Below are 26900 nucleotides of genomic sequence, written 5' to 3'. Positions count from 1 at the left end.
AACCCCCATAGGAAAGGATCGCAGCCTTGACGGAACAGAGCCCGGCCCAGCTGGACGGCTGGTCATTCGTGCTGGTGGACTCCATGGAAAAGGTCTACCCGGACGCTCCACCACGGCCGTTCGACAAGACCATCCCGGTGTCCGTTTTCCCCGGCGAGACTGCGTCGGTCCAGGTGGCCCTCAGGCCGCCGATGAAACACGATTTTCGGCTGTCCGGGGCGTTGGAGGTTGCAATCGATGGTCCGGCGGCAGGGTTTGCCTCCATTTCGCAGGTTGAGCTGGTGCCGTGTTCATTGGCGGCATTCCCGCAGCATGACGGCGGCTATGACCGGGACACCCCCGGTTTGTATCCCGACCTTCTGCGGCCTGCCCCGGATGGTCTGATCCAGCCCCTCTACGGGCAGTGGACCGCCGCATGGATCGACTTCGTGGTGCCATCCGCGGAGAATGCGGGCGATCACGAATTCGGGATCTCGGTACGCGACGTGGAGGGCAATACGCTCTTCAGCACGACCATTGACGTCACGGTGCTGCCCGCGCAAGCCCCGCAACTGGAGATCGTGAACGCACACTGGTTCCACTGCGACGGCTTGGCGAGCCATTACGGCGTCGGCGTCTTCAGCCAAGAGCATTGGTCGATCATCGATGCCTTCATCGCGTCCGCGGCAAGGATGGGAGCCAACTCGCTGCTGACACCCACGTGGACTCCTCCGCTTGACACAGTCGTCGGGGGAACCCGGCTGCCCACCCAACTGATCGGGATCCGCGAAGATTCCGGCTACCGCTTTGATTTCAGCAAGCTGCTGCGATGGGTGGACCTTTGTGCCAAACATGGCATCCAGTACCTGGAAATTGCCCACCTGTTCACGCAATGGGGGGCCAAGGCGACGCCGGCGATCTATGTCGAGACTGCCCACGGAATGGAGCGGCGCTTTGGCTGGGACGTGCCGTCGACGTCGCCGTCTTACCGGGAGCTGATGGCCGGGCTGCTGCCTGCCCTGCGTTCCTTCCTGGCAGAGCACTGGTCTCTTGACCGGGTCATTTTCCACATTTCCGATGAACCAGCGGGTGCGCAAGCCCTGGCGGGATACCAAAAGGCAAAGGACGTTGTCGCGGATCTCCTGGACGGGCTGACGGTGGTTGACGCCCTGAGCGACTTTGAGTTCTACAGTAGCGGCGCAGTGCCGAATCCCGTGGTGGCAAGCGATGCCGTGGCACCGTTCCTGGCGGCGGGCGTGAAGGATCTGTGGGTCTATTACTGCGTCGCGCAGGACAGCGGCGTTGCCAACCGGTTCATTTCCATGCCTTCAGCGCGAAACCGGGTGTTGGGCCACCAGCTCTTCGCCCTGGAATGCGCGGGCTTCCTGCATTGGGGATTCAACTTCTACAACACGGCCCACTCGCTGGCGCCTGTGGACCCGTTCAAGGACACCTGTGCCGGAGGAGCGTTTCCGGGCGGCGACGCCTTCATGGTCTACCCGGGACCGGATGGGGTGCCGTGGGAGTCGATCCGTTACAAGGTGTTCGCCCAGGCCATGTGGGACCACCGGGCACTCTCGCTCCTGGCAAAGCTGGCCGGTCGCGAGGAGGTACTCGCGTTCATCGATACGAACGGCTCGGGCGGGAGCCTCGCCATGGACAGCTTCAGCTACGACCCCCTTCATTACCGAAGGGTCCGCGAGCTGGTCAACCAGGGAATCGCGCAGCGCGTGGGTCAAACACGCCGGCGCATCAACTTATCTAGTTAGGAAAGTAATTATGGACCTCAAAGTAGGCATCGTCGGATTCGGCTTGCGGTCGTCGCTGTGGCGCCACGCGCACAAGCCCGGCCGCGGTTCGGAAGTCACAGTCGTGTGCGATCTGGGCGAGCGCGGCAGGGCGGATGCGGCCGAGAAGATCCCGACGGCGGTCATCACCGACGATCTGGACGTCCTGTTGGCCTCCGGCCTGGACGCGGTCCTGGTCCTGACTCCCGACAACCAGCACGCCGCCGTCGCCGTCCGGACGCTCAAAGCCGGCATCCCCACTTTCTGCGAGAAACCTCTTGATGTCACGTTGGAGGCAGCCGACCTTATCCTCCAGACGGCCTTCGACACCGGAACGCGACTCTATGTGGGCCACAACATGCGGCACATGCCGGTGGTGGTGCAGATGCGCGACATCATCCAGGCCGGGACCATCGGTGACGTCAAGGCAGTCTGGTGCCGGCACTTCGTGGGAAACGGCGGGGACTACTATTTCAAGGACTGGCATGCCCAGCGTGCGAACACCACAGGGCTGCTGCTGCAAAAGGGCGCGCACGACATCGACGTCATCCACTGGCTCGCCGGGGGCTACAGCACCAAGGTGCAGGCGATCGGCGAGCTGGCCGTCTACGGGGACGTCGCTTCCCGCCGCGACAACACGGCACGCCGGATGGGCGATTGGTTCTCCGTGGACAATTGGCCGCCCACCGAACAGACGGATCTCGCCGAGACGATCGACGTCGAGGACATCTCGATGATGAACATGGTCCTGGACAACGGCGTACTCGCCTCGTACCAGCAGTGCCATTTCACCCCGGACTATTGGCGGAACTACACGGTGATCGGTACCAAGGGCAGGATAGAGAACTTCGGTGACGGCGCCGGCGACCAGATCTACGTGTGGACCACCAGGACCACCTCGGGTTTCGCCGAGCCCGACCAGAAGGTGTTGGTCCGCGACGGAGAAGGCGACCATGGCGGTGCGGACCCCTTGCTCATAGCTGAGTTCCTGCGCTTCGCCAGGGATGGCGGAACCACTGCGACTTCGCCGATCGCAGCCCGGGGGGCCGTGGCGGCGGGCGTGCTCGCCACCGAGTCCCTCCGCGGCGACGGTTGCGCGAAGCTGGTTCCGGCCCTGCCCGAAGAGCTCGTGGAGTACTTCAACGCGGGCCAGGCGGCCCGGGTCCGGGAACTTTAGCGCCGCGTGCCCCCAACTGACTCGCAGTTGTTGTCGTTTTGGGGCCTCATAACGGCAACAAATACGAGTCAGTTGGGCTGGGAGGCGCCAGGTGAGGTGCCCCCGGCGAGTTCGGTCATGACGGTCTGCAGTGCTTCGCAGACCGTCATGACCGATTTCCGTTTCAGGGTTTCCGGCCTCGCCAGGATGTCGATCTTGCGCACGGAATTCACCCCCGCGAGCGGACGCAGCACCACGCCCGCGTCCAGTACCCGCTGGGCGGTGAACCGCGGGAGCAGACCAATCGCGCCACCGTCCGCCACGAGCGAGGCCACGGTGGAGTAGTCGTTGATCCGGTGCAGGACATCCGCCGGGCGCCCGCTGACGGCGACGACGGCGGCCAGCACGTCCGCGGGGGAGTAGCCGGCGCGGCTGGTCACCCAGGGCTGCCCGACGACGTCGGCCGGCCTGAGTTCGCGTCGCGCCGCGAGCGGGTGTCCGGCAGGCAAAGCGACGTCGAGCGGCTCGTCGGCGAGCGGGATCACGGCGACTTTGTCGGTGGGCCACCCGGGGCTGTGCTCCATCCGGTGCGCCAGCACGAGGTCATAGCGCGCGGCGAGGCCAGGGAAGTCTTCTTGGGCAACGTCTTCGTCGGCGAGCTTCACGCGGGGAACGCTGTTTTCCGGACCCGCGTTGCGCGCGGTGGTCAGCAAGGCCGCGAGCGGAGCGAACAAAGCCTGGCCCGCGCTGTGGAAGGCGCTCACGGTCACAGTGGAGCCCGGTGAGTCGTGGTACGCGCCAATGGCGGCCTGGGCGTCCGCGAGCGCATTCACGACGGCGGCTCCGGCGTCGGCCAGGACCCGCCCCGCATCGGTGAGCACCAGGGCCCGGCCCTCCTTGCGGGTCAAGGGCACGTCCACCGACTTCTGCAGGAGCGCGAGCTGCTGGGAGACGGCCGAGGGAGTGACCATGAGCGTCTCGGCCACGGCCTTGACACTGCCGAGATCTCCTAGTTCCCTGAGCATTTGGAGCTGATGTACTTCCATTTAGCAAATGCTAAATCGTTGATTGAGAAAAACCTAGTTGTGCTAAACCGTCCCTAGGGTTTCAATGAAGTGAAACGGCCCACAAACGGCCCAATCCCTTGAGTTAGGAAGACCCATGAAGGCTCTCTACAAGTCCGGTCCCCACGCTGGTTTTGAACTCGTCGAACGGCCCGAGCCGGAGGCAGGTCCCAGCGACGTCAAGATCCGCGTCATGACCACCGGTATCTGCGGAACGGACCTGCACATCCAGTCCTGGGACGCGTGGGCGCAGGGCATCATCGAGACTCCGTTGATCGCGGGGCACGAGTTCTACGGCGAAGTTGTCTCCGTCGGCGAGGACGTCCGGGACGTCAAGGTCGGTGACCGTGTGTCCGGTGAAGGCCACGTGGTCTGCGGCATCTGCCGCAATTGCCGTGCAGGCCGCCGCCAGATGTGCATCCACACGGTGTCCGTGGGCGTGCAGCGCGACGGCGCCTTCGCAGAATATGTTGTCATCCCGGAGACCAACGTCTGGGTCCACCAGGATCCTTCGATCACTCCTGAGCTCGGCGCCATCTTCGACCCCTTCGGCAACGCCGTCCACACCGCCCTGAGCTTCCCCCTCGTCGGTGAGGACGTCCTCATCACAGGTGCCGGCCCCATCGGACTCATGGCAATCGCCGTCGCGCGCCATGCCGGTGCCCGCAAGATCGCCATCACCGACGTCTCCGCTCCCCGCCTTGAACTCGCCCGGAAGATGGGCGTGGACCTCGCCGTTGATGTGTCGAAGATGCGCGTCAAGGATGCCCAGCTCGAGCTCGGCATGCGCGAAGGATTCGACATCGGCCTGGAAATGTCCGGACATCCCACCGCCCTGCCTGAGATGATCAACAACATGAACCACGGCGGACGCATCGCCATGCTTGGCTTGCCCAGCCAGTCCATTGACATCGACTGGGGCAAAGTGGTCACCCACATGCTGACCCTCAAGGGCATCTACGGCCGCGAGATGTACGAAACCTGGTACGCCATGAGCGCCATGCTGTCCTCCAACCCCGTACTGCACAGCCACATTTCCGCCGTCGTGACGGACAAGCTGTCCGCCACCGACTGGGAAAAGGGCTTCGAAATCGCCCGCGCCGGCACTGGCGGCAAGGTTGTCCTCGACTGGACCGAAATCTAAGACACCGTAAAGTCCTCCCCAAGACCCCAGTACCAGGAGCCACCATGTACTCAAGCATCAAAGACCAGCTGCAGGGCGAACTTGAAGAGATCCGCACCGCAGGCCTCTTCAAGACCGAACGCCATATTGACTCGCCGCAAGCGAGCCACATCTCCGCAGGCCAGCTCGGCCAGCCGGCGAACACTGTCCTGAACTTCTGCGCGAACAACTACCTTGGCCTGGCAGACCACCCGGACATCATCGCCGCAGCCAAGTCCGCCATGGACGAGCGCGGCTTCGGCATGGCATCCGTCCGTTTCATCTGCGGCACCCAGGACCTGCACCTCGAACTCGAGGCGCGCGTCTCACAGTTCCTCGGAACCGAAGACACCATCCTCTTCTCCAGCTGCTTCGACGCCAACGGAGGCGTTTTCGAGTCCCTGTTCGGGGCCGAGGACGCCATCATCTCCGATTCCCTGAACCACGCCTCCATCATCGACGGCATCCGGCTCAGCAAGGCCAAGCGCTTCCGCTACGCCAACCAGGACATGGCTGACCTCGAAGCCAAACTCATCGAGGCCTCAACTGGCGAGACCCCGGCCCGCCGCAAGATCATCGTGACGGACGGGGTCTTCTCCATGGACGGCTACCTTGCTCCGCTCGAGGCCATTTGCGATCTCGCGGAAAAGCACGACGCGCTGGTCATGGTGGACGATTCCCACGCCGTGGGCTTCATGGGAGCAACCGGTGCCGGAACCCCGGAACACGCGGGCGTTTCCGACAGGATCGACATCTACACCGGCACGTTCGGCAAGGCCCTTGGCGGTGCTTCGGGCGGCTACGTCTCAGGCCGCAGCGAAATCATCGCCATGCTGCGCCAGAAGGCCCGCCCGTACCTGTTCTCCAACTCGCTGGCCCCGGCAATCGTCGCAGCCACCATCAAGGCCATTGAGCTGGTCCGGGCTTCGGGCGAGCTCCGCTCCAGGCTCTTCGAGAACGCCGCCTTGTTCCGCCGCCGCATGAGCGAGGAAGGCTTCGAACTGCTCGACGGCGAGCACGCCATCATTCCAGTGATGTTCGGCGACGCCGTGGTGGCCGCGAAGGTTGCCGACGAGATGCTCCACGACGGAGTGTTCGTCACGGCGTTCAGCTACCCGGTGGTACCCAAGGGAGCCGCGCGAATCCGCGTGCAGCTCTCGGCCGCACACAGCTCCGAAGATGTTGAGGCGTGTGTTGAGGCCTTCGTAAAGAGCCGCGCAGCCGCGGGGCTCTGAGTTCCCATGATCCTCACCATCCTGGGCGGCGGGGGATTCCGGGTACCCCTGGTCTATTCAGCACTGCTGTCTGACCACGGGCCCGGCCGGGTCACCGAACTAAGGCTGTTCGACGCCGACCCCGCGCGCCTGCGCGTGGTGGCCAGGGTCTTGGCCGACATGGCCCAGGGGGTGCCTGACGCGCCCGCAGTGGGGATGTTCACGGAGCTGTCCGAAGCCCTGCCCGGCACGGACTTCATCTTCTCCGCCATCCGGGTGGGTGGGTTGGAGGGGCGCGCCGCCGATGAACGTATTGCCCTGGAGCATGGGGTCATCGGGCAGGAGACCGTGGGTGCCGGCGGGATTTCCTATGCCCTGCGGACCATTCCCGTGGTCCTGGACATCGCCGAGTCGGTGAAGAAGCATGCTCCGGAGGCCTGGTTCATCAACTTCACCAACCCGGCCGGGGTCATCACCGAGGTCATGACGCGGGTCCTCGGCAACAAGGTGGTGGGGATCTGCGATTCGCCGGTGGGACTGGCCAGGCGATGCCTGCTCGCAGCCGGAGTCCAGCGCGGCGAGGCAGCCTTTCGGGACGGTTCCGTGCAGATCGACTACATCGGCCTGAACCACCTGGGCTGGCTGCGCGGGCTGGTAGTCGACGGTGAAGATGTCCTGCCGCGGCTCCTCGCCGACGACGGCGCCATCGAATCGTTTGAGGAGGGCCGGCTTTTCGGCGCTTCGTGGATCAAAGCCCTGGGCGCGGTTCCCAACGAGTATCTGCATTACTACTACTTCAAGCGGGAAGCGCTCGACGCCGACCGGCGCGCCGAAACCACCCGCGGCGCCTACTTGGCGAGGCAGCAGTCGTCCTTCTACAGCGGGCTAGCGGAAGCGAACGACGGCGGTGCGGGGCCCGCCGAGGGGGTCCCGTCGTCGAAATCGGCCCTCAGGCTCTGGGAAAAGACCAAGCTCGATCGCGAAGAGACGTACATGCAAAGCAACAGGGACGCGGCCGGTACGTTCGAACGCGACGCCGAGGACCTGGTATCCGGCGGTTACGAGGCCGTAGCCTTGGCGATCATGCGTGCCATCAGCCAGGGCGAAACGGCCCGACTGATCCTGAACCTCCCCAATAACGGCACCCTGGCAGAACTCGATGCCGACGCCGTCATCGAGGCGCCCTGCCTCGTGGACGCAGGCGGAGCCCGCTTGCTCCCGGCCAAGGCTCTTCCGGACTACGCGCGCGGGCTCGTCGTCAACGCCAAAGCGGTGGAACGCGCCACCATCGACGCTGCGCTCACGGGTTCCCGGCGGTCCGCCTACAAGGCGATGGCCATGAACCCGCTCGTGGACTCGGTCAGGGTGGCGGAAGCGCTACTGGATGACTACATCCGCCATTTCGAGGAGCTCCATTACCTGCGCTGAACCCCTTCGCCTAAGCCCTGTCCCGCAGAGGATCGGAGGCCTAGTATCTGCAGCATGGACAAAGATGCAGCACAACGTGTAACCGAGGTGTTGGATTCGCAGCAATGCTGGAATCTCCTGAGGGGCGTGTCTGTCGGCAGGCTGGCCGTGTGGCTCGGAGACCACCCTGACATTTTTCCGATCAACTACACCGTGGACCAGGGGACGGTTGTCTTCAGGACGGGAGCGGGCACAAAGCTCGCCGCGGCTCTGGGCGAGTTCCCGGTGGCCATGGAGGTGGACGGAGTCGACCCGAACACCGGAGTCGCGTGGAGCGTTGTTCTCCATGGCAAAGCGGCGCCCGTCAAACAGCTCGACGACGTCATCAACTCGTTCTCGCTGCCCCTGTTTCCTTGGGAATCCGGCAAGAAGGACCATTTCGTGCGGGTTCCCGCGGATTCGATCTCCGGGCGACGCTTCACCGTCACGGAACCGCTCACGTGGTGGACCCCCTACAGCGGCATTAAGCCGTCCGCTCTGGAATAGACCCGCTGGGACGGGCGCGGCGAGTCCCGAGCCGGCCCCTCGCATCTGGGCGTATGCGCTGACAGGATGGGGGGATGGCTGCGAATTATGATGTGGTAATTGTCGGTGGAGGCATCGCCGGGTTGTCGCTGGCTTCAGCGCTGGCCGGCCGGTGTTCGGTGGCACTCGTGGAAGCCGAACAGACACTGGCCTACCACACGTCCTCCCGCTCAGCCCGGCAGCTGATCCCAAGCTACGGACCCGCCGTCGTACAGGAACTCACCGTCCGCACGCTGGAGCTGATGGCAGCCCGCGACGCCTCGTTGCCGGTACCGGTGCTGGAACCGCGCTCGTTCATGTTGGTGGGCGACGAAGCCACCGTCAAGGCAGAAGCCAGCGGGCACATGCACCCCATCACGCACGCCGAAGCCCTTGAGCTGTGCCCGGCACTGAATCCCGGAGCCTTCACGGCCGCAGGCCTGGACACAGGGTCGTTCGCCTGCAATGCGCCGGTGCTGTTGGAAGACCACCGCCAACGCGCCGAGGCCGGGGGAGTGGATATCATCACCGGCGCCTGGGTCCATTCTGCCCAACGCCTCGGTTCGGGCTGGCAATTGGGCGCCGGGCTGGAAGGTTTCCAGTCCGCCGTCGTCGTCAACGCAGCAGGTGCCTGGGCGGACGAACTCGCGGTCCTCAGCGGGGTGGAAAAGCTGGGCTTGCAGCCGTTCCGGCGCACGGCGGCAATCGTCGACGTCGAACGCCCGCTTGCGCCAGGCACCCCCATGGTGGCGGCAGCGGATGACTCCTACTACTTCCGGCGCGAGGGGGAGCAAGTGCTCATTTCGCCATCGGAGACGGTGCCGAGCGGCCCCGAAGACGCACAACCGCGGCCTGGCGACGTGGAAGAGCTCGTGGCCCGGCTGAATTCGATCACGTCGCTGGGCATCCGCTCCGTGGCCAAAGCCTGGACCGGGTTGCGCACCGAAGCTGCCGACGGCGTTCCGGTGGTGGGCTTCGACGCCGAGGCTCCCGGCTTCTACTGGCTTGCGGGCCAAGGCGGTTACGGTTTCCAGACGTCCTCGGCAATCGCCGAACTCGCCGCCGCGGAGATCCTGGGATCGGCGAGTGTTGCCTCCGCGCCGGGCACCAGTCCGGCATCCCGGACACCGAGGGAGCTCGCGGCGGCCCGTTGGTCCATCCGCCGATGAACAATAGGTTCATGAGCGGGCAGACGAGCACACTGATCAGGAACATTGGCGAACTGATGACCCAGGACGCGGAGCATCGCGTTCTCAAGGACGCCGCCGTGGTGATCGAAGGTGAGCGGATTTCCTGGATCGGTCCGGCGTCGGAGGCTCCCGCGGCTGATGAGCACGTGGACGCGGAAGGCCGCGCTGTTCTCCCGGGCTGGGTGGACTCGCACTCGCACCTGATTTTCGCCGGCGACCGCACGGCCGAATTCGAGGCCAGGATGGCCGGCCAGAGCTACAGCGCCGGCGGGATTGCTGTCACCACGGGCGCCACGCGCGCCGCGAGCGACGAGGAACTGACCCGCCTCGCTGCCGGGCGCGTGGCCGAAGCCGTCTCCCAAGGCACCACCTATCTCGAGAGCAAGACCGGCTACGGACTGGACCTGGAGAACGAGGCACGCAGTGCACGCATCGCGGCAGCGACCGTGGATGAAGTCACCTTCCTCGGCGCGCACCTGGTTCCGGCCGGAGCCGACGCCGAGGCATACACGGACCTCGTCTGCGGTCCGATGCTCGACGCCGTTCGCCCGTTCGTCAAGTGGGCCGACGTCTTCTGCGAGCGCGGCGCTTTCACCGAAGAACAGTCGCGTCGCGTCCTGACCGCTTGCCGCGATGCGGGCCTGGGCCTGCGTGTCCACGGCAACCAATTGGGTGAAGGCCCCGGCGTGCAGTTGGCCGTGGAGTTCGGTGCGGCCAGCGTTGACCATGTCAACTACCTTTCAGCGGCCGACATCGAGGCGCTCGCCGGAACCTGGAGCGGCTGGGATGCCTCCACCGGAACGGGCGCGCGGGGCACGGTGGCCACGTGCCTGCCCGCTTGCGATCTTTCCACCCGCCAGCCGCTTGCCCCGGGCCGTGCGTTGATCGACGCGGGGGTGCAGATCGCCTTGGCCGCGAACTGCAACCCCGGCACCTCCTACACGAGCTCCATCGCCTTCTGCGTCACTACTGCGGTGTTGCAGATGCACCTGAGCGTCCACGAGGCCGTCCGGGCGGCCACGTATGGCGGTGCGCTGGCGCTAGGCAGGGAGTCGGGGAACGACGTCGACGGCGAACGGGCGGTGGGTTCGATCGCCGTCGGGCACCGCGCCGACCTCCACATGCTCAAGGCGCCGTCGGCGACGCACCTCGCGTACCGGCCGGGTATTCCGCTGACTTTCGCGGTGTGGCGGGCAGGCGTGCGGGCGGTCTAGCGGCGCTCTCGAGTCAACACGGCAGGGCCTCTCCAGATGGAGGGGCCCTGCTTTTGCTTGTGCACTCTAGCGACGCCAGGACGGGGTTCCTCCCTAGGGTAGTCATTCCCATTTGCCGGGCGCGTCGAGGCGCCGTCACGATCCTTGTGCGATTGAATATGATCGTTTAGTGTTTATATGGATCATAAAACGTCAAATGGTTGAGCGTTGAAGAGTGCGTCGAAGAAGCGCGGACAGGAATGGTAAGTGCGATGAGTAACAACACCCTCGGGGCCTTCATGGAAGAAGAGCTAGTTTCGCAGCCCGAGGTCTGGAAGCGGGCCATCGAGCAATGCGAACTTGAGCAAGCCAAGGCAGGGCACCTGCTTCCCGCCGACGGTGAGCGGATCGCCGTCGTCGGTTGCGGTACCTCATGGTTCATGGCGCAAAGCTATGCCGCTGCCCGCGAAGCCGCGGGCAAGGGCGTCACCGACGCGTTCGCCGCGTCCGAAGCCTTCCTCAATCACAACAGCGCGGGCCGCCAGTACGACGCCGTCATCGCCATCACCCGCTCCGGCACCACCACCGAGGTGCTTGAGCTCCTCGAAGCCTTGCGTGGAAAAGTCCGCACCATCGCGGTGATCGGCGACGTGAATTCACCCATCACCACCCTTGCCGACGCCGTGATCGGCCTTCCCTACGCGGACGAGAAATCGGTGGTCCAGACCCGCTTTGCCACCACAGCCCTCGTGTACCTCCTGACGAGCCTGGGCATCGAACTCGGCTCGGCAATCGAGGATGCCCGCACTGCCGTCACCGAGCCTGTTTCCCAAGAGTTGCTCGACGCCGAACAGTTCACCTTCCTCGGTACCGGCTGGACCGTTGGCCTGGCCCACGAAGCCGGACTCAAGATGCGCGAAGCGGTGCAGGGCTGGACCGAATCCTATCCGGCGATGGAGTACCGGCACGGTCCCATTTCCATTGCCGCCCCGGGCCGGGTGACGTGGATCTTCGGCCCGCAGCCCGAGGGCCTCGACGGCGACATGGGCCGCACAGGCGCCCTCTACGTCAACACCGGCAAGCATCCGCTCGCCGAGCTGGCCCGGGTCCATAAGGTCACCTTGGAGCGGGCACGCGTGCGCGGCCTCAACCCCGATCTGCCGCGCAACCTCACGCGCTCTGTTGTCCTGAACGCCACGGCCTAGGCAATCCCATGGTTCTCGGAGCCGCTGAATCCGCAGTCCTGGCCTTCGATGTCGGCGGGACGGATCTGAAGGCAGGCCTTGTCGACACAGCCGGGAATGTCCTTGGCCTGCGCCGCACCGCTACGCCGCGTGATCCCTTGCGGCCGGGCGAGGCGATCCTGGACGCAGTCGAGGCATTGGCCTCGGAATTTGCCGCTGAATTCCCCGAACACCCGGCGAAGGCCGCGTGCATTGTGGTTCCGGGAATCGTTGATTCCGACAGCGGAGTGGGGATCTATTCAGCGAACCTGGGCTGGCGGAACTTTCCCTTTGGGGAGAAGGCCGCGCAACGCCTCGGGCTGCCGGTCTCCTTCGGCCACGATGTCAGCACGGCCGCCGAAGCCGAATTCCGGTTCGGAGCGGCCCGCGATTTTCGCAACGTCGTGGTGATGGTGGTGGGCACCGGGATCGCCGCCGCCGTCATCTCCGACGGGTACCCGGTGCGCGCAGGCGGCTTCGCCGGGGAACTGGGCCATGCCCTCGTTCCGGACCCGGACGGTCCGGGCCATACGATCCTCGAGGCTGTCGGCTCCGCCGGAGCGATCGCCCGGCGTTACAGCGACAAAGCCGGAACTCCGCGCGCCGGTGCCCGTGAAGTCCTCGAACGGGCCACTGCGGGCGATGCGCTTGCGGCCAGGATCTGGGCCGACGCGGTGGATGCCCTCGCTTTCAGCCTCAGCCAATGCGTCAGCATCATCGGCACCGAAGCAGTGGTGGTTGGCGGCGGGCTTGCCGAAGCGGGTGAAGGACTCCTGCAGCCACTGCGTTCGCGCCTCGATGAGCTGCTCGATTTCCAGCGCCGGCCCATCATCATGCGCGCCCAGCTCGGCCAGGATGCAGGGTTGCTCGGCGCCGCTATGAGGGCACGGGCCCTGCTCCCGGCCGCGCAGGCCGCCTCCGGCACTGGGACGGGGCGGTGAACCAGGCCATGAAAAAGGTCATCACCGTCACGCCTAATCCGGCCATCGACGTCAGCTACCACATCGCCGGGATCATCCCCGGAGCAAGCCATCGCGTTGCCGCACCCCTCTGCCGCGCAGGCGGAAAGGGCCTCAATGTTGCGCGCGTGGCCCACCAGCTGGGCCATCCCGTGCTGGCGCTCGCGCCCTCGGGCGGCACGTCCGGTGCCGAATTCGCCGCCGAACTGCTCAGCAGCGGCGTACCGCATCGCCTGATTCCGGTCGTCGCGGAAACACGGCGCAGCATTGCGCTCGTGGATACGGTGGGCGGCGAAACGTCCATCTTCAATGAAGAGGGGAGCGCCCTCCAACCGCGCGAATGGCAGGCGCTGGCCGCCGCCGTCGTCGACGCCCTCGACGGGCAAAGCGCGGGAGTGCTTGTCGGTTCCGGCAGCCTGCCACCCGGCGCGCCGGCCGACTTCTACCCGGCGCTGGTGCGCTTGGCGCACGACGCCGGGATTCCCGCCGTCGTCGATACTTCCGGTCCCGGGATCATCGCCGCCGCGCGGGCCGGGGCGGACCTCCTCAAGCCCAACAATCACGAACTCCTTGAAGCAACAGGGGAAAGCAGCCTGGATGTCGCGGCACGGCGATTGATCGCCCTCGGGGCCAAGACGGTCCTGGTCAGTGCCGGCGCTGAAGGCATGCTCGCGTTCCACCATGCGTCCCCCGGAGGCTACTGGAGCGCCCGGCTCCCGGAACCGCTCAGCGGCAACCCCACGGGAGCCGGCGACGCCGGAGTGGCAGCGGCCGCCGTCGCGCTCGCCGACGGGATCGCCGACATCCCCACGATCCTCCGCCGGGCGACAGCCTGGTCCGCCGCCGCGGTGCTCATGCCAGCCGCCGGTGAGATCTCACCGCTCTACGCGGACCTCGAAGACCAACTCATTCTCAGCTGGAAGGAGACCCTGTGACGCTCGTCAGTACACGGGAACTCATGGATACCGCCGCGACCAACGGAATCGGACAGGGCGCCTTCAATGTCATCCACCTCGAAACCGCCGAAGGCCTTGTTGCCGGGGCGGAGACGGCTGGTGTCCCGCTGATCCTGCAAATATCGGAGAACTGCGTCCGGTTCCACGGCGGACTCGTCCCGATTGCCCGGGGTGCCATGTCCATCGCCCGGGACTCTTCAGTGCCCGTGGCGCTGCACCTGGACCACGCCGAATCCGAAGAGCTGGCTATGCAGGCTGTCGACCTCGGGTTCGGTTCCGTCATGTACGACGGTGCGCACTTGCCCTATGACTCGAACGTTGAAGTCACGCGTCGAGTCGCCTCATACGCCCAGGACCACGGGGTCTACGTCGAGGCCGAGCTCGGGAAAGTGGGAGGCAAGGACGGTGCCCATGCCCCGGGAGTCCGCACGGATCCGGCCGAGGCCCGATCCTTCGTGAAAGCCACCGGCGTCGACGCCCTCGCCGTCGCCGTCGGTTCCTCGCACGCCATGACGGAACGGAGCGCAGCCTTGGACTTGGCCCTCATCACCCGGCTCAAGGAGGCCGTCCAGCTGCCGCTCGTCCTTCACGGATCCTCCGGCGTCGCAGATGAAACGCTGGTGGCGGCAATCCGGGCCGGTATGACTAAGATCAACGTATCCACACACTTGAACGGGTTCTTCACCCGCGCCGTCCGTGAGTACCTGGATGCCAACCCCTCGGTGGTGGACTCCCGCAAGTACATCAAGGCCGGTCGGGACGCCTTGGTGCTGGAAACCGCACGTCTGCTGACGCTGTTCGCGAAAGTGAACTAGTCCCAATTTCCGGAAGGTTCGTGATGACCCGCAACGATCGACTGACAGCCATCCTTGATCTCCTCGCCGAGTCAGGGCATGTCGAGGTCGAGGATATCGTGACCCGACTGGCCGTCTCGCCGGCCACGGCACGCCGTGATCTGGACAGCCTCGCCAAGCAGCGGCTCCTGAGCCGTACCCGTGGCGGAGCAACCACAGGATCGGTCGCCTACGAACTTCCGGGGCGCTACAACAGGGATGATCACGCCGAGGCAAAGCAGCAGATTGCCTTGGCAGCCTCGGAGCTCATCATGCCCGGGGCCGTGATCGGACTCAGCGGCGGCACCACCAATACGGCCCTGGCCCAGGTGCTGTCCACCCGCGAAGACCTGAACGCGCCCTCCAACAGGCCCATGCTGACGGTGGTCACCAACGCCATCAACATCGCCGCCCAGCTTGCCGTGCGTCCCAACATCAAGATCATGGTCACCGGCGGCATCCTGAACCCGCGTTCCTACGAACTTGTCGGGCCCTACACCGATGTCATCATGCAGAAGGTTGCCTTGGACATCGCCTTCATCGGCGTCAACGGAGTCGATCCGAAAATCGGCCCCACCATCACCGACGAGGGAGAAGCCATGGTGAATACCGTCATGGCCCGGCGCGCCACCGACTCCTATGTCCTCGCCGACTCCACGAAGATCGGCAAGCGTGCCTTCGCGGCGATGGCCGGGTACGATTTCCGCCGGCTCATCACGGATTCGGGCATCACGGCAGAGGATAAAGCTGCATTTGAAGCTGGCGGCACCGAAGTAATCGTGGCCAAGGACGCCTAGCGGCGTTGTGCCCGTCAGAAGACCATCGGGGGAGCGTTCAGCACGGTTTCGTCCGTGCTGCGCTGCACCCACTGGCTGAAGGGCGTGTCGAGATCGTATTTGTCCTGGTCGTTGCGGACAAGTGTCCGTAGCTCCGCGTTGCCCGGGTTGTTGAGGGACTCGAAGTACTCCACCGACCAGTGGAACCATCGCATGCAGAAGAGCCGCATGGTGAGGCCATGGGTTACCAGCAGGGTGTTGGGCGCGTAGTCGGGTTTTTCCCAATGCCGGTACAGGGTTTCCATGAAGGACGAAATCCGGTCGTAGACATCGGAGCCTGATTCGCCCTCGCGGAACCGGTAGAAGAAATGCCCGTAGAGGTTGCGGAGCTCCTTCTGGTCCCCGATGTCTCCGGCAATCTGGAAGTTGGCCCAGTCCTGTTCACGCAGCCGGGGCTCCTCGATGACCCTTTCCGTGAGGCTGCCCAGATTCAGTGCCTCGAGGGTCTGGTATGCCCGAAGGTACGGCGAGACGTAAACGCACACGGGTTCGCCGTCGAGCTTCCTGCGCAATGCCTCACCCGCGGCCCGTGCCTGCTCGATGCCAAGCTGCGTCAGCGGGATGCGGTAATCGGGCACACGGTTGTAGATGGAAGTGTCGGCGTTGGCGGCGGACTGGCCGTGCCGGATCATGAAGATTCGTGCTGGCGCGCTCATCCCACCAAGCATAGGGTCAGGAGACGCCCGGTCCATGCAAGCGGACATCCGGGGAGCCGGCTCCGAGGGAAACATCAGGCAAATGCAGGCAAGATAGGAGCATGCTCCTAGCCTCAACGCGCCGGTTGCGCGCCGAAGTACTGATTGTCCTTGGCCTGTCCCTCGGCCAATCGGCCGTGTACTCCGTGGTGCAGTTGCTGGACAAGATGACCCAGGGGCCTTTGGCCCATGCGACGTCCACCCTCAACCGCTCGCAGAGCACGCGCGAGTACTTCGATCTCACCTACCAGCTGTTGGATATCGCGTTCGCGCTTGTCCCTGTGGTGTTGGTGTTCTACTTTCTGTCTTTGCATCGCCAAACGGCTGAAAGCCCCTCGGGTTTCACCCGGCTGGGCTTCAACTTCGCCCGCCCGGGCCGCGACGCGTTGCAAGGACTAGGCCTCGCCGCGCTGATCGGGATCCCGTCGCTGGGCCTCTATGCGGCCGGCCGCGCCCTGGGGATCACGACAGCGATCATCCCCAGCGGCCTGGACTCCTACTGGTGGACCGTGCCGGTGCTGGTCCTCTCCGCAGTGCGGCACGCCGTCGTCGAAGAAGTGATCGTGGTGGGCTACCTCCTGGACCGGTTCTGGAAGTTCGGATGGAGCACCCCGCTGGCGATCGTGCTCAGCGCGCTCCTTCGCGGCAGCTACCACCTGTACCAAGGCTTCGGACCTTTCATCGGCAACGCCGTCATGGGCCTCGTGTTCGGCTGGATATACACGAAGACCAAAAGAGTCATGCCGCTCGTGGTGGCCCACGCCCTCCTGGACATTGTGGCGTTCGTCGGCTTCAGTGTCTTCGGCAAGGCCATCGGGCTGGGCTAGGGGTGCACCGACGGGAGTGCGCCATCCTCTGCATGCTCGCTCGTTCCTCCCCGCAGGCCCCCTTCCCTCGCAAGCTCGGGCCGGGAACCCTGCCAGCGTGGGCCCAACTTAGACGCATGCTGCCGGATGCCACAATCCCGCCGCGTTGCGCGTTAAGTTGAGTTTAAAAGGTTTCGGCCGCCATTGCGGGGTGACGTCGTTGGCACCCGCATAATGGCGGCCGAAGTTTTCCGGGCCTTCCTGGCCCGTTGGTCCGTCAGATCGTGACGGCTCCGTTGGCGGTTTCGAACGTTACCGACATGATGCCCGGCGTTCCGTGCGGAGCCATCCATTGGACTGCGACGTCCTCAAGCGGCTTCTCCACGGGTTCTCCGAGCCATTCGGTAACCCGCTCCGCGGAGCCGGCAATGGTGAGGCTGGACATCTTGACGTCGCTTGGGTACACGAGGGACGGGTGAAGCGCAGGGTCGCCCTCCCAGCGGAGCAGGTACGGAACCTGGGGATCGGCGATGAGTCCCAGGATGCCGATCTGCGACCAAACGAGTTCGCGGCCGTCCGGAAACTTGCGGTTGCCGGGGACAGCGGCGCGTCCGAGCCGCTGTTCGAACGGGCTCAGGTCGTCAACAGCGACGCACCAGCCCATCCAACCGCCTCCTGCGGCGGAGCGTGCACGGACTGCTTGTCCAAAAGGTGCCTTGTCGGATGCCGGGTGGTCTAGGACCTCGACAACTTCCAGGTATTTGTGGTCAGCAAGGGGGATGATCATGTTCCGGGTACCGAAGCGCGGATGCACTCCGCCCCGGACTGCGTCCACTCCCAATGCTGCGGAAATTCGCTCGGTGGTGGCCAAGAGGCCATCTCGTTCACAAGCGTAAGAGACGTGATCCATGCGCATGGCTTCATCTTGGCACTTTGTGATGGAGCTCTCAGCTAAGTCAAGCCTAACCAAGGTGGGATGTATCGAAAAGGCAGCTCAGAGTCACTTCAGGACGCGCCGGGACCGAAAACTACCGTGTTCGTCACAAAGCTTCCGGAGCCCGCAACACCGTCCCTAGACTGGCAGCAACCGAACGCCGGGGGGCTGAATACTTCAGCCCGGCAGGTTGAAGCACGGCAAGAGCCCAGACAACCAGGAGTCCGCATGTCCCAAGGATGGTCATTCGAAACGCGCCAGATCCACGCCGGCCAGGAGCCGGACGCCGCCACCGGTGCCCGGGCACTTCCCATCTACCAGACCACTTCGTTCGTCTTTCCCAGCGCGGAAAGCGCGGCCAACCGCTTTGCGCTGGCCGAGCTGGCGCCCATCTACACCCGGATCGGCAACCCCACGCAGGATGCGGTGGAACAGCGCATAGCGAGCCTGGAGGGGGGCCTCGCGGCACTCCTGCTGAGCTCCGGCCAGGCCGCGGAAACGTTCGCCATCCTCAACGTCGCCGAGGCGGGCGACCACCTGGTCGCCAGCCCGAGCCTCTACGGTGGCACGTACAACCTGCTAGCGCACACGCTGAAGAAATTCGGAATCTTAGTCACCTTCGTCGAGGACCCGGACAACCTCGACCACTGGCGCGACGCCGTGCGGCCGAACACCAAGCTGTTCTTCGCCGAAGTCGTCTCCAACCCCCGCCAGGACGTTTTGGACATCGAGGGCGTCTCCCGCATCGCGCACGAAGCCGGAGTCCCGCTTGTTGTGGACAACACCCTCGCCACGCCCTACTTGATCCGGCCGATCGAGTGGGGCGCGGACATCGTGGTGCATTCGGCCACCAAGTACCTGGGAGGGCACGGATCCGCCATTGCCGGCGTCATTGTGGACTCGGGCAACTTCGATTTCGGCAAGGACCCCGGGCGGTTCCCCAACTTCAACACTCCGGACCCCAGCTACAACGGCCTGGTCTATGCCCGCGACCTCGGCAAGGACGGTGCCCTCGGCGCGAACCTCTCCTACATCCTCAAGGCCCGGGTCCAGCTCCTGCGGGACCTCGGCTCGGCAGTTTCCCCGTTCAACGCTTTCCTGATCTCCCAAGGAATCGAAACCCTCAGCCTGCGGGTGGAACGCCACGTGGAGAACGCCACCAAAGTGGCGCAGTGGCTCGAAGGGCGCGACGACGTCGAATCGGTAGCGTACGCGGGGCTGCCTTCCAGTCCGTGGTTCGAACGCGGGCGGAAGTACGGACCCCGCGGCACCGGCGCGGTGGTGTCCTTCACCATCCGCGGCGGGATCGACGCCGGCAAACGCTTCGTGGACGCCCTGGAACTGCATTCGCACGTGGCAAACATCGGGGACGTCCGATCCTTGGTCATCCACCCCGCGTCCACGACACACAGCCAGCTGACCCCCGAACAGCAGGCCGTGGCCGGAGTGACCCCGGGCCTGGTGCGGCTGTCCGTCGGGATCGAGCACATCGACGACATCCTCGCCGACCTCGAGTCAGGATTCCGGGCGGCGAAGGGCAGCTAGTACCGCTCCGGATGGCGCAGGAGGCCGGCGGGCGACGCAGCATGAATCTTCGCCGGCTGGCCTCCTTGGTCACTGCTTCGTGAACAAAACACGGTCAAGTGTCACAAAGGTGTCATAATCTTCGTCAGAAGGGGTCCGGTTTTCCTAGACTCTTCCTATAGGTCATGAGTGCCAGCGACAGCCCCGGCTTGCTGGCCGGCAACCCTCCAATCGCGGCGGGGTGCCCCGGGTGAAGACCTGGCCCTTCGCTGTGTTGGCGGCGGGCAAGCGCGATGTGAGGTGTCAACGAATGACAATTGCTGCAACAGCCATACCCCTTTCCGGTACCCAAGACGGAACCCTCAAATATGTTTCCGTGGGCGGGCTCGAACTGGAGGCCGGAGGTTTCCTGCCGGAGGTCGTTCTTGCTTACGAAACATGGGGGCGGCTCAACGCCGACGCTTCCAACGCTGTCCTGGTGGAACACGCCCTGACGGGCAGCACCCATGTGGCCCGTGGCGAGAGCGACGAAGAAGGCTGGTGGGAGAAACTCGTTGGTCCGGGCGCCACCATCGACACGGATCGCTACTTCGTGGTCTCCGTCAACATCGTGGGAGGCTGCTACGGCAGCACCGGGCCGTCGTCGACCGCTCCTGACGGCAGGCCGTGGGGCTCCCGCTTCCCGCTCGTGACCCTGCGGGACAGCACCGTGGCCGAAGCCCGGCTTGCCGACGCTTTGGGGATCCACAGCTGGCACACGGTCGTGGGCGGGTCCATGGGCGGTGCACGCGCACTGGAATGGGCCGTCAGCTATCCGGACCGCGTCAAGCGATGCGCCGTGATTTCGATCGGGGCGTACAGCACTGCCGAACAGATCGCGTTCGCGCAGGCCCAGACTCTCGCCATCCGGCAGGACGCCGACTTCAACGGCGGCGACTACTATGGCAAGGCCGCGCCCGAGGCAGGGCTGGCCCTTGCCCGGCGGATCGCCCACATCACCTATCGTTCGGCGGATGAACTGGACTTCCGCTTCGGCCGGAACGCCCAAGGCGGCGAGGCACCCCTCCAGGCTGCCGCGTTGGGGGACCGGGGCCGCTACCAAGTGGAGAGCTACCTCGACCACCAGGGAAGCAAGCTGGTCCAGCGCTTCGACGCCAACAGTTACATCGCCATCACCGAGGCCCTCATGAGCCACGACATCACCCGCGGCCGGGGCTCATTGGAGGATGCGCTGTCCGTGGCAACGGCGAAGTTCTTCGTTGCCTCGGTGGACTCGGACCGGCTCTACTTCCCGGAACAATCCCACGAGCTCGCCAAAGCCTTGCCCGGAGGGGTCCCCGTTCACGTGATCGAGGCGCCGATCGGGCACGACGGTTTCCTCACCGAGATCGGCCAGCTCGGTCCCCAGCTGCGCGAATCTTTCTTCGGCTGAATCAGCCGTTCATGATCTCCTGGCGGAGCTTCATGTAATCCTCCATGGCGATTTTCCCGTCGCTGTACTCCTGGTCCAGTTCGGCCAGTTTCCGTGCCCGGTAGCCTTGGGGCGCGCTGTTCGGCTGGGGCGCGCTGTTCATTTGCGGAGCAGCCGACGACGGCGGAGCGGCCTGCGGTACGGGCGTCGCCCCCGGGGGTTGCGGCTCAGCCGGGAAGATTACCGGGGGTTGCTCCGGGTATCCGACGGGGTAGTTCTGTGGGGGATAGGGCTGCCCGGGGTAATTCTGCGGAGGGACGGGGTAGTTCTGTGGAGGATAGGGCTGACCGGGGTAATTCTGCGGAGGGAAGTCCCGGAGCCTGCGTTGGCGCGATCGGTTGTACATGCGGATCCCCATCGGAATCAGCCAAGAGCAGACGATGATCCAGAAGATCAAATTGTTCACGGTGGAGGCCTCCTAGGTCTTTCACCAGCTTAGCCCCGCTCCCTGTGACCCGCCCTGTGGTTCCCGCTCAACTCCGGGGCAGCAAGGTGTCCGCAGGACCGAAGACGGGTCCCGGCGTCGGGCGTTTCGGCAGGATTCCGTCACCGGAGGAGCGATGCCGGATCCTGCGAATGACCCACGGGACAAAATACTCGCGGGCCCATACGAGGTCGCCCGAGCGGGCTTCGCGCCAACTGCGCTGGGGGAGCGGCTTGGGGAACAGCGGCTCGAGGTTGTGCGGCACATTGAGTGAGTCGAGGACCATCGCGGCGATGGTGTGGTGGCCGAGCGGAGAGAAATGCAGGCGGTCTTCATCCCACATCTGGGAGTTGGAGAGTTGGCGCAGGGACCACATATCGGCGATCACGGCATCGTGGCGGGCGGCCACCGTGCGGAGGTTTTCGTTGTAGATGGCCATCTTGCCGCGGATCCGGCCGAGTACTGATGACACGGTGTCCGGGCCATTGAAGAGAACCACGGTGGCGCCTTCGGAGCCCAGGGTCTGTACGGCGGCATCGAGTTTCTCGGCCAGGGTGTCGGGATCGCCACCGGGACGGATGAGGTCGTTGCCGCCTGCGGAGATGCTCACGAGGTCCGGCTTGAGGTCCATGCACGGGCCAAGTTGTTCGTCGAGGATCTGCTGGAGCAGCCGCCCGCGGATGGCCAGGTTCGCGTAGGCGAAATCCCGATGTCCCCGGCTCAGTTCCTCGGCTACGCGGTCGGCCCAGCCGCGATGTCCCCCTGGATTGTTGGGTTCCGGGTCGCCGATGCCTTCGGTAAAGGAATCACCCAATGCCATGTAGCGCGTCCACGGATGAATCCGCTCGTCCGGCTTTGCCTCCACCGTGGAATCAGCGTCACTCACGTTCATATCCTGCCTCTTGCTGCAACGCTACGCGCCCGTAGCTTGTTACTCATGGGTAACTGCAAGAATAGTCCCATGAGTCAAGCTGCTGCCTTTCCCGCCCCGGTCGTTTTGTGGTCCCACGAAGAGGAAGAACGGGCTGGAAAGCCGTTGTTGGTCCTGTTGCACGGCTACGGATCCAACGAGCAAGACCTTTTTAGCCTTGCCGGGCTGTTGCCCCAGGACTTCGTCGTCGCTTCGCTCCGCGCACCGATCGCCACTGGCCCGGGCTTCACGTGGTTCCCGCTCACGGCGTCCATCGACTACTCGCTCGACGCCGTCAAGGACGCCGCGGAGTACGTGTTTTCCTGGCTGGACTCGTTCAAGTCCAACCACAGCTCGGTGACGCTCCTCGGTTTTTCCATGGGCATGGCCATGGCCACCTCGCTGCTCCGGCAGCGCCCGGCGGACTTTGCCGCCGTCGTCGGGCTTTCGGGCTTCGCCGTCGACGCCGATGCCGACCCCGCATTCCGCGACGCCGAACTGGACGGTTCCGTGCCGCTCTTCTGGGGCCGGGATCAGCAGGATCCTGTCATCACCCCGGACAAGATCGAATACACGATGGGGTGGGTGCGAAAGCACACGGACCTCACCAAGGTGCTCTACGCAGGTATGTGGCACGGCATCAACCAGCAGGAAATCGGGCACGTGGGCGAATTCCTGGAGCACAAGGTCCTCGCGTCCGTCTGAACGCAACGCGGGGTCACTTACGGCCCGTTACGAGGCACGTCATGGGCCGTAAGTGACCCCGCGTTGCCGAACTAGGAAGCGGCAGTGATCCGCACCGTCTGTCCGTTGACGGTCACGGTGTCGCCTACATGGAGTTGGCGGCCGCGTCGATCGTCGATCTCGCCGTTGACTTTGACCAGGCCGTTCTTGATGAGTTCCGTGGCTTCCACGCCGTCCTCCACCAGGTTGGCGAGCTTCAGGAGCTGACCAAGGCGGATCATGTCGTCGCGGATGGGGATTTCTTCGATTTCCGGGTTGCTCATACAAGCAATGATGCCTGAAGTAAGGTGGTGAAAATGCCGCAGTCGTCCCGCCCAGCCTCCCGAAGTACCTCCCGCCCTTTGCTCACCGGACTGCTCCTCGCCGTGGCCACCGGGCTCGTGATCCCGCTTCAGGGCCGGATCAACGGCGCCCTGGGAGCAACGCTCGACGACGGCATCGCGGCCGCCGTCGTGAGTTTCACCACCGGGCTGGTACTGATCGCCGCGATCGGACTGGCGCTGCCGAAAGGCCGCGCCGCGCTGCGAAGGATCCTGCCTGCCCTCAAGGAGCGCAGTTTTCCGCGGTTCTATGTCCTGGCGGGCGGTATCGGCGCCCTGTTCGTGTTTGCCCAATCGTTCACAGTCGGCTTGCTTGGCGTGGCCTTGTTTACGGTCGCCGCGGTCACTGGCCAGACCCTGAGCGGACTGCTCGTGGACCGGCTCGGCATCGGTCCCGGCGGCAAACGCTCGATCACCGGGGTCCGCATCCTCGGCAGCGTCCTGACGATCGCCGCCGTCGTCTGGGCCGTCTCGCCGCGCCTCGGGGCAGCCGCCGACGTCGGGTCCTTGCTGCTGCCGATCCTGTTGCCGGTCGTGGCGGGTTGCCTCATGAGTTTCCAGCAGGCGATGAACGGCACCGCGACCGTGCACTACGGCAGCCCTATCGCCGCCACGCTGGTGAATTTCGTGGCCGGAACAGTCATCCTCTGGATCGCTTGGCTCATCAAAGTGTCCTTGATTGGTCCTGGCCACGCCCTGCCCTCCGAATGGTGGTATTACTTGGGCGGGCCGATGGGCTGCGTCTTTATCGGCCTGGCTGCCTTGTTGGTCCGCAGCCTCGGTGTCCTGGTCACGGGGCTGGGAATGATTGCGGGGCAGCTGCTCGGATCGCTCGCGCTTGACCTGGTCCTGCCGGCTCCCGGAACCGTGGTCGCCTTGCCCACGATCCTTGGCACGTTGCTGACCCTGTTCGCCATCATCGTCGCCACCTTGCCGTGGCCGAAGGGCTCGCTCTCTTCCCGCCGCCCCGGCAAGGGCCAGCCGGGCCAGTCCCGGAAGCAGGACAGCAACCAAAGGCCGGTAGGCTAGGACACGCAGCTTCCTGCACAGCATTACATTCGCGCACAAGCACGGACCGCACCCAGCGGCCCTGTAGAACATTGGAGTTACCCATGGCAGCAAAATCCGTCCTCGACCAGGTCATTTCCCTCTCCAAGCGGAGGGGCTTCGTGTTCCAGGCCGGTGAAATCTATGGTGGCTCCCGGTCCGCATGGGACTACGGCCCCCTCGGTGCCGAAGTCAAGGAAAACATCAAGCGCCAGTGGTGGCAGAGCGTTGTTCGCGGTCGCGAAGATGTTGTGGGCCTCGATTCCTCCGTGATCCTGCCCCGCCAAGTATGGGAAGCCTCCGGCCACGTCGAGGTGTTCTCCGATCCCCTGGTCGAGTGCCTTTCCTGCCACAAGCGTTACCGCGCCGACCACCTCGAGGAAGAGTACGAGGAAAAGAAGGGCCGTCCTGCCGAAAACGGCCTCAAGGACATTGCCTGCGCCAACTGCGGCACCCGCGGCCAATGGACCGAACCGCAGGAGTTCTCCGGCCTGCTCAAGACCTTCCTGGGCCCCGTGGCCAGTGAAGAAGGCCTGCACTACCTGCGACCGGAAACCGCGCAGGGCATCTTCGTCAACTTCAGCAACGTGCTCACCACGTCCCGCAAGAAGCCGCCGTTCGGCATCGGCCAGATCGGCAAGTCCTTCCGCAACGAGATCACTCCGGGCAACTTCATCTTCCGCACCCGCGAGTTCGAACAGATGGAAATGGAATTCTTCGTCGAGCCGGGCACGGACGAAGAATGGCACCAGTACTGGATGAAGGAACGCATGTCCTGGTACACCGGTCTGGGCATCCGGCCGGAGAACCTGCGTTTCTTCGAGCACCCGTTGGACAAGCTCAGCCACTACTCCAAGGGCACCACGGACATCGAATACCGCTTCGGTTTCCAGGGCTCCGAGTGGGGCGAGCTCGAGGGCATCGCCAACCGCACCGACTTCGACCTCTCCACGCACTCGAAGGCATCCGGCCAGGACCTCAGCTACTTCAACCAGGCCACCAACGAGCGCTACACGCCGTACGTCATTGAACCGGCCGCCGGCCTGACCCGTTCCTTCATGGCCTTCCTTGTGGACGCCTACACCGAGGACGAGGCACCCAACGCCAAGGGCGGCGTCGACGTCCGCACCGTGCTGAAGCTCGACCCGCGCCTGGCACCGGTCAAGGCAGCCGTGCTGCCCCTGAGCCGCAACGAGGACCTGTCCCCGAAGGCGAAAGACCTGGGCGCCCAGCTGCGCAAGAACTGGAACATCGACTTCGACGACGCCGGCGCCATCGGCCGCCGCTACCGTCGCCAGGACGAGATCGGTACCCCGTTCTGCATCACCGTGGACTTCGACACCCTTGATGACCAGGCCGTCACCATCCGTGAGCGCGACACCATGAGCCAGGAACGTGTGTCCCTGGACAAGGTGGAGGGCTACCTGGCCGCACGCCTGATCGGCGCCTAAGCGTGTCCATCGAATACCGCGAATGGCGTGAGGGCGACGACCTCGCGCTCCTGGAAATGTGGGGTGGGCCCGAGACCTTGCCGGCCCAGCAATTCCGCGCAGCCCTGGCGCCGTCGAGCAACAGCGGTCAAGGCCAGCCTTGGCGCAGGTGCATCGTGGCGGAAGACGTTGTTGGCGGCATCGGCATCCCGGTTGCGGCCGGTGTGGTCCACGAGGCCTCCCTGCACCCGGAACGGCTCTGGGCCTACATCGAGGTTGCCAAGGACCACCGCCGGAACGGGATAGGGGCTACGCTCCTGACCATGCTGCGGCGCGAAGCCGAGCAGTCGCCGTCGGGGGTCACCAAGCTGCGCAGCAAAGTGGAGCCCGGCACGGCCGGTGCCGCCTTCGCCGAGTGGGCGGGGCTTGCACCTATCCAGCGTTCGCAGCTTGTGGTGGTGGCTCCCGAGCCGCTCAGGCTGCCGGTGTTTGGAGACGGCTCCGAAGCAGCGGCCTCCGAGCAAGTGGAAGACCTCGCCACGGGTTCAGTGGAACTGAGCGACGTCGTAGGCCGGTACTACACCGCCGTGCACCACTGGGACAACCCCGGAGTGCTCGGCATCCCCACTGTGCAGCGGCTGTTCCTCGACGAGCTGACGGGGGCGCACGGTGCGGTCGTGCTGCGAGCGCCCAAGGCGAGTGCCTTTGGCTCGGGCGTTCCGGCCACCCGCAAGGGCAAGCTGCAGGCCTTCGCCATCAGCTATGCCCAGGGCAGCTCGGACGAGCCCTCGGAAGTGTTCCTTGGCCACGATCCGCTTTTGCAGGATGACGAGGCGCGCGCCGCAATCCGTGACCTGCTGGCGCTCATTGCCTATCAGCACCCCGTGCTCCTCGAGGTGGACGATTCCATGACGACAGTGCGCGCCGTCGTCGATCCTTTGCTGGAACTGGGCAAGGCGAAGCTCCGCGGCGCGGACACCTTGGTCGTCAGCGAATAGCTGTTCCTCTCCGCCCAACTGACTCGCGTTAGTTGCCGTTTTGAGGGCTCAAAACGACAACAACTGCGAGTTAG

The 26900-nt window shown here is 64.9% G+C and carries 26 protein-coding genes and 1 riboswitch; of the genes, 20 read left to right on the top strand and 6 right to left on the bottom strand.

Features of this window, described 5'->3' with window-relative positions; all coding sequences use genetic code 11:
• The first annotated feature begins 26 nt into the window (after positions 1 to 26).
• Positions 27 to 1748 carry a glycoside hydrolase domain-containing protein gene (locus AB4074_RS17755; RefSeq protein WP_441414581.1) on the top strand — a complete coding sequence of 574 codons (1722 nt, stop codon included), beginning with the start codon at positions 27 to 29 and terminating at the stop codon, positions 1746 to 1748.
• A gap of 10 nt (positions 1749 to 1758) precedes the next feature.
• On the top strand, positions 1759 to 2943 hold the full coding sequence (locus tag AB4074_RS17750) for a Gfo/Idh/MocA family protein (protein ID WP_441414580.1): 1185 nt from the start codon (positions 1759 to 1761) through the stop codon (positions 2941 to 2943).
• A gap of 68 nt (positions 2944 to 3011) precedes the next feature.
• On the opposite strand, the gene AB4074_RS17745 is transcribed toward AB4074_RS17750, so the two are convergent.
• Positions 3012 to 3968 (bottom strand): LysR family transcriptional regulator, encoded by a 957-nt coding sequence (locus AB4074_RS17745; RefSeq protein ID WP_441414579.1) that lies wholly within the window; start codon positions 3966 to 3968, stop codon positions 3012 to 3014.
• 115 nt (positions 3969 to 4083) lie between these two features.
• Between AB4074_RS17745 and tdh the strand changes: the two genes are divergently transcribed.
• The 11 genes from tdh (at position 4084) to AB4074_RS17690 (ending at position 15484) form a co-directional block, all read left to right on the top strand.
• Positions 4084 to 5130 carry an L-threonine 3-dehydrogenase gene (gene tdh, locus AB4074_RS17740; RefSeq protein WP_441414578.1) on the top strand — a complete coding sequence of 349 codons (1047 nt, stop codon included), beginning with the start codon at positions 4084 to 4086 and terminating at the stop codon, positions 5128 to 5130.
• A gap of 44 nt (positions 5131 to 5174) precedes the next feature.
• On the top strand, positions 5175 to 6383 hold the full coding sequence (locus AB4074_RS17735; protein ID WP_441414577.1) for a glycine C-acetyltransferase: 1209 nt from the start codon (positions 5175 to 5177) through the stop codon (positions 6381 to 6383).
• A 6-nt stretch (positions 6384 to 6389) separates the two neighbouring features.
• Positions 6390 to 7790: a 6-phospho-beta-glucosidase gene (locus AB4074_RS17730; RefSeq protein WP_441414576.1), complete on the top strand. Its 1401-nt coding sequence runs from the start codon at positions 6390 to 6392 to the stop codon at positions 7788 to 7790.
• 54 nt (positions 7791 to 7844) lie between these two features.
• A complete protein-coding gene (locus AB4074_RS17725) occupies positions 7845 to 8315 on the top strand; it encodes a pyridoxamine 5'-phosphate oxidase family protein (RefSeq protein ID WP_437773009.1) in 471 nt (156 codons plus the stop codon).
• A 74-nt stretch (positions 8316 to 8389) separates the two neighbouring features.
• Positions 8390 to 9502 carry an NAD(P)/FAD-dependent oxidoreductase gene (locus AB4074_RS17720; RefSeq protein WP_441414575.1) on the top strand — a complete coding sequence of 371 codons (1113 nt, stop codon included), beginning with the start codon at positions 8390 to 8392 and terminating at the stop codon, positions 9500 to 9502.
• An 11-nt stretch (positions 9503 to 9513) separates the two neighbouring features.
• Positions 9514 to 10737, top strand: coding sequence for an imidazolonepropionase (gene hutI, locus AB4074_RS17715; RefSeq protein ID WP_441414574.1), 1224 nt, complete (start codon positions 9514 to 9516; stop codon positions 10735 to 10737).
• Positions 10738 to 10988: 251 nt separating this feature from the next.
• The gene (locus AB4074_RS17710; protein WP_441414573.1) at positions 10989 to 11921 is read left to right on the top strand and encodes an SIS domain-containing protein; all 933 of its coding nucleotides are present in this window, start codon (positions 10989 to 10991) and stop codon (positions 11919 to 11921) included.
• An 8-nt stretch (positions 11922 to 11929) separates the two neighbouring features.
• Positions 11930 to 12880, top strand: coding sequence for an ROK family protein (locus AB4074_RS17705; protein ID WP_441414572.1), 951 nt, complete (start codon positions 11930 to 11932; stop codon positions 12878 to 12880).
• 8 nt (positions 12881 to 12888) lie between these two features.
• Entirely contained in the window at positions 12889 to 13833 is a 945-nt protein-coding gene (locus tag AB4074_RS17700; RefSeq protein ID WP_441414571.1) for a 1-phosphofructokinase family hexose kinase, read from the top strand.
• The gene (locus tag AB4074_RS17695) at positions 13830 to 14669 is read left to right on the top strand and encodes a class II fructose-bisphosphate aldolase (RefSeq protein WP_441414570.1); all 840 of its coding nucleotides are present in this window, start codon (positions 13830 to 13832) and stop codon (positions 14667 to 14669) included. The genes AB4074_RS17700 and AB4074_RS17695 overlap by 4 nt, the downstream gene beginning before the upstream one ends.
• A gap of 23 nt (positions 14670 to 14692) precedes the next feature.
• Entirely contained in the window at positions 14693 to 15484 is a 792-nt protein-coding gene (locus AB4074_RS17690; RefSeq protein WP_345449690.1) for a DeoR/GlpR family DNA-binding transcription regulator, read from the top strand.
• Between the two features lie 14 nt (positions 15485 to 15498).
• Here AB4074_RS17690 and AB4074_RS17685 read toward each other — a convergent pair whose 3' ends face one another.
• On the bottom strand, positions 15499 to 16179 hold the full coding sequence (locus AB4074_RS17685; protein WP_441414569.1) for a histidine phosphatase family protein: 681 nt from the start codon (positions 16177 to 16179) through the stop codon (positions 15499 to 15501).
• A gap of 101 nt (positions 16180 to 16280) precedes the next feature.
• On the opposite strand from AB4074_RS17685, the gene AB4074_RS17680 reads away from it, so the two are divergent.
• Positions 16281 to 17045 (top strand): CPBP family intramembrane glutamic endopeptidase, encoded by a 765-nt coding sequence (locus AB4074_RS17680; protein ID WP_441414568.1) that lies wholly within the window; start codon positions 16281 to 16283, stop codon positions 17043 to 17045.
• Between the two features lie 256 nt (positions 17046 to 17301).
• On the opposite strand, the gene AB4074_RS17675 is transcribed toward AB4074_RS17680, so the two are convergent.
• Positions 17302 to 17940, bottom strand: a complete 639-nt coding sequence (locus AB4074_RS17675; RefSeq protein ID WP_028266517.1) for a VOC family protein — start codon at positions 17938 to 17940, stop codon at positions 17302 to 17304.
• A 246-nt stretch (positions 17941 to 18186) separates the two neighbouring features.
• Here AB4074_RS17675 and AB4074_RS17670 point away from each other — a divergent pair, with 246 nt between their 5' ends.
• Positions 18187 to 19503, top strand: a complete 1317-nt coding sequence (locus tag AB4074_RS17670; protein WP_441414567.1) for a bifunctional o-acetylhomoserine/o-acetylserine sulfhydrylase — start codon at positions 18187 to 18189, stop codon at positions 19501 to 19503.
• A 160-nt stretch (positions 19504 to 19663) separates the two neighbouring features.
• A riboswitch (SAM riboswitch) is annotated at positions 19664 to 19779 on the top strand.
• A gap of 13 nt (positions 19780 to 19792) precedes the next feature.
• A complete protein-coding gene (gene metX, locus AB4074_RS17665) occupies positions 19793 to 20914 on the top strand; it encodes a homoserine O-acetyltransferase MetX (RefSeq protein WP_441414566.1) in 1122 nt (373 codons plus the stop codon).
• Position 20915: 1 nt separating this feature from the next.
• Here metX and AB4074_RS17660 read toward each other — a convergent pair whose 3' ends face one another.
• Positions 20916 to 21359: a hypothetical protein gene (locus AB4074_RS17660; RefSeq protein ID WP_441414565.1), complete on the bottom strand. Its 444-nt coding sequence runs from the start codon at positions 21357 to 21359 to the stop codon at positions 20916 to 20918.
• 67 nt (positions 21360 to 21426) lie between these two features.
• Positions 21427 to 22269, bottom strand: coding sequence for an SGNH/GDSL hydrolase family protein (locus AB4074_RS17655; protein WP_441414564.1), 843 nt, complete (start codon positions 22267 to 22269; stop codon positions 21427 to 21429).
• Positions 22270 to 22338: 69 nt separating this feature from the next.
• Between AB4074_RS17655 and AB4074_RS17650 the strand changes: the two genes are divergently transcribed.
• Positions 22339 to 22992 (top strand): alpha/beta hydrolase, encoded by a 654-nt coding sequence (locus AB4074_RS17650; RefSeq protein ID WP_441414563.1) that lies wholly within the window; start codon positions 22339 to 22341, stop codon positions 22990 to 22992.
• A gap of 71 nt (positions 22993 to 23063) precedes the next feature.
• Here AB4074_RS17650 and AB4074_RS17645 read toward each other — a convergent pair whose 3' ends face one another.
• Positions 23064 to 23294 (bottom strand): RNA-binding S4 domain-containing protein, encoded by a 231-nt coding sequence (locus AB4074_RS17645; protein ID WP_345449698.1) that lies wholly within the window; start codon positions 23292 to 23294, stop codon positions 23064 to 23066.
• A gap of 33 nt (positions 23295 to 23327) precedes the next feature.
• Between AB4074_RS17645 and AB4074_RS17640 the strand changes: the two genes are divergently transcribed.
• The 3 genes from AB4074_RS17640 to AB4074_RS17630 all read left to right on the top strand — a co-directional run bounded on the left by AB4074_RS17640 (position 23328) and on the right by AB4074_RS17630 (position 26826).
• Positions 23328 to 24380 carry a DMT family transporter gene (locus AB4074_RS17640; RefSeq protein WP_441414562.1) on the top strand — a complete coding sequence of 351 codons (1053 nt, stop codon included), beginning with the start codon at positions 23328 to 23330 and terminating at the stop codon, positions 24378 to 24380.
• An 83-nt stretch (positions 24381 to 24463) separates the two neighbouring features.
• Entirely contained in the window at positions 24464 to 25849 is a 1386-nt protein-coding gene (locus AB4074_RS17635) for a glycine--tRNA ligase (RefSeq protein ID WP_441414561.1), read from the top strand.
• Positions 25850 to 25851: 2 nt separating this feature from the next.
• Positions 25852 to 26826: a GNAT family N-acetyltransferase gene (locus AB4074_RS17630; RefSeq protein ID WP_441414560.1), complete on the top strand. Its 975-nt coding sequence runs from the start codon at positions 25852 to 25854 to the stop codon at positions 26824 to 26826.
• Positions 26827 to 26900: the final 74 nt, after the last annotated feature.

Source organism: Arthrobacter sp. 2MCAF14 (assembly GCF_052115645.1).
Lineage (GTDB): Bacteria > Actinomycetota > Actinomycetes > Actinomycetales > Micrococcaceae > Arthrobacter.
This window is presented reverse-complemented; position numbering and strand designations above follow the sequence as displayed.

Excerpts from the sequence above, each read along its gene's own strand:
- AB4074_RS17750 (WP_441414580.1), top strand. The coding sequence starts at position 1,759 with ATGGACCTCAAAGTAGGCATCGTCGGATTCGGCTTGCGGTCGTCGCTG.
- AB4074_RS17745 (WP_441414579.1), bottom strand. The coding sequence starts at position 3,968 with ATGGAAGTACATCAGCTCCAAATGCTCAGGGAACTAGGAGATCTCGGC.
- tdh (WP_441414578.1), top strand. The coding sequence starts at position 4,084 with ATGAAGGCTCTCTACAAGTCCGGTCCCCACGCTGGTTTTGAACTCGTC.
- AB4074_RS17735 (WP_441414577.1), top strand. The coding sequence starts at position 5,175 with ATGTACTCAAGCATCAAAGACCAGCTGCAGGGCGAACTTGAAGAGATC.
- AB4074_RS17730 (WP_441414576.1), top strand. The coding sequence starts at position 6,390 with ATGATCCTCACCATCCTGGGCGGCGGGGGATTCCGGGTACCCCTGGTC.
- AB4074_RS17725 (WP_437773009.1), top strand. The coding sequence starts at position 7,845 with ATGGACAAAGATGCAGCACAACGTGTAACCGAGGTGTTGGATTCGCAG.
- AB4074_RS17720 (WP_441414575.1), top strand. The coding sequence starts at position 8,390 with ATGGCTGCGAATTATGATGTGGTAATTGTCGGTGGAGGCATCGCCGGG.
- hutI (WP_441414574.1), top strand. The coding sequence starts at position 9,514 with ATGAGCGGGCAGACGAGCACACTGATCAGGAACATTGGCGAACTGATG.
- AB4074_RS17710 (WP_441414573.1), top strand. The coding sequence starts at position 10,989 with ATGAGTAACAACACCCTCGGGGCCTTCATGGAAGAAGAGCTAGTTTCG.
- AB4074_RS17705 (WP_441414572.1), top strand. The coding sequence starts at position 11,930 with ATGGTTCTCGGAGCCGCTGAATCCGCAGTCCTGGCCTTCGATGTCGGC.
- AB4074_RS17700 (WP_441414571.1), top strand. The coding sequence starts at position 12,889 with ATGAAAAAGGTCATCACCGTCACGCCTAATCCGGCCATCGACGTCAGC.
- AB4074_RS17690 (WP_345449690.1), top strand. The coding sequence starts at position 14,693 with ATGACCCGCAACGATCGACTGACAGCCATCCTTGATCTCCTCGCCGAG.
- AB4074_RS17685 (WP_441414569.1), bottom strand. The coding sequence starts at position 16,179 with ATGAGCGCGCCAGCACGAATCTTCATGATCCGGCACGGCCAGTCCGCC.
- AB4074_RS17680 (WP_441414568.1), top strand. The coding sequence starts at position 16,281 with ATGCTCCTAGCCTCAACGCGCCGGTTGCGCGCCGAAGTACTGATTGTC.
- AB4074_RS17675 (WP_028266517.1), bottom strand. The coding sequence starts at position 17,940 with ATGCGCATGGATCACGTCTCTTACGCTTGTGAACGAGATGGCCTCTTG.
- AB4074_RS17670 (WP_441414567.1), top strand. The coding sequence starts at position 18,187 with ATGTCCCAAGGATGGTCATTCGAAACGCGCCAGATCCACGCCGGCCAG.
- metX (WP_441414566.1), top strand. The coding sequence starts at position 19,793 with ATGACAATTGCTGCAACAGCCATACCCCTTTCCGGTACCCAAGACGGA.
- AB4074_RS17655 (WP_441414564.1), bottom strand. The coding sequence starts at position 22,269 with ATGAACGTGAGTGACGCTGATTCCACGGTGGAGGCAAAGCCGGACGAG.
- AB4074_RS17650 (WP_441414563.1), top strand. The coding sequence starts at position 22,339 with ATGAGTCAAGCTGCTGCCTTTCCCGCCCCGGTCGTTTTGTGGTCCCAC.
- AB4074_RS17645 (WP_345449698.1), bottom strand. The coding sequence starts at position 23,294 with ATGAGCAACCCGGAAATCGAAGAAATCCCCATCCGCGACGACATGATC.
- AB4074_RS17640 (WP_441414562.1), top strand. The coding sequence starts at position 23,328 with ATGCCGCAGTCGTCCCGCCCAGCCTCCCGAAGTACCTCCCGCCCTTTG.
- AB4074_RS17635 (WP_441414561.1), top strand. The coding sequence starts at position 24,464 with ATGGCAGCAAAATCCGTCCTCGACCAGGTCATTTCCCTCTCCAAGCGG.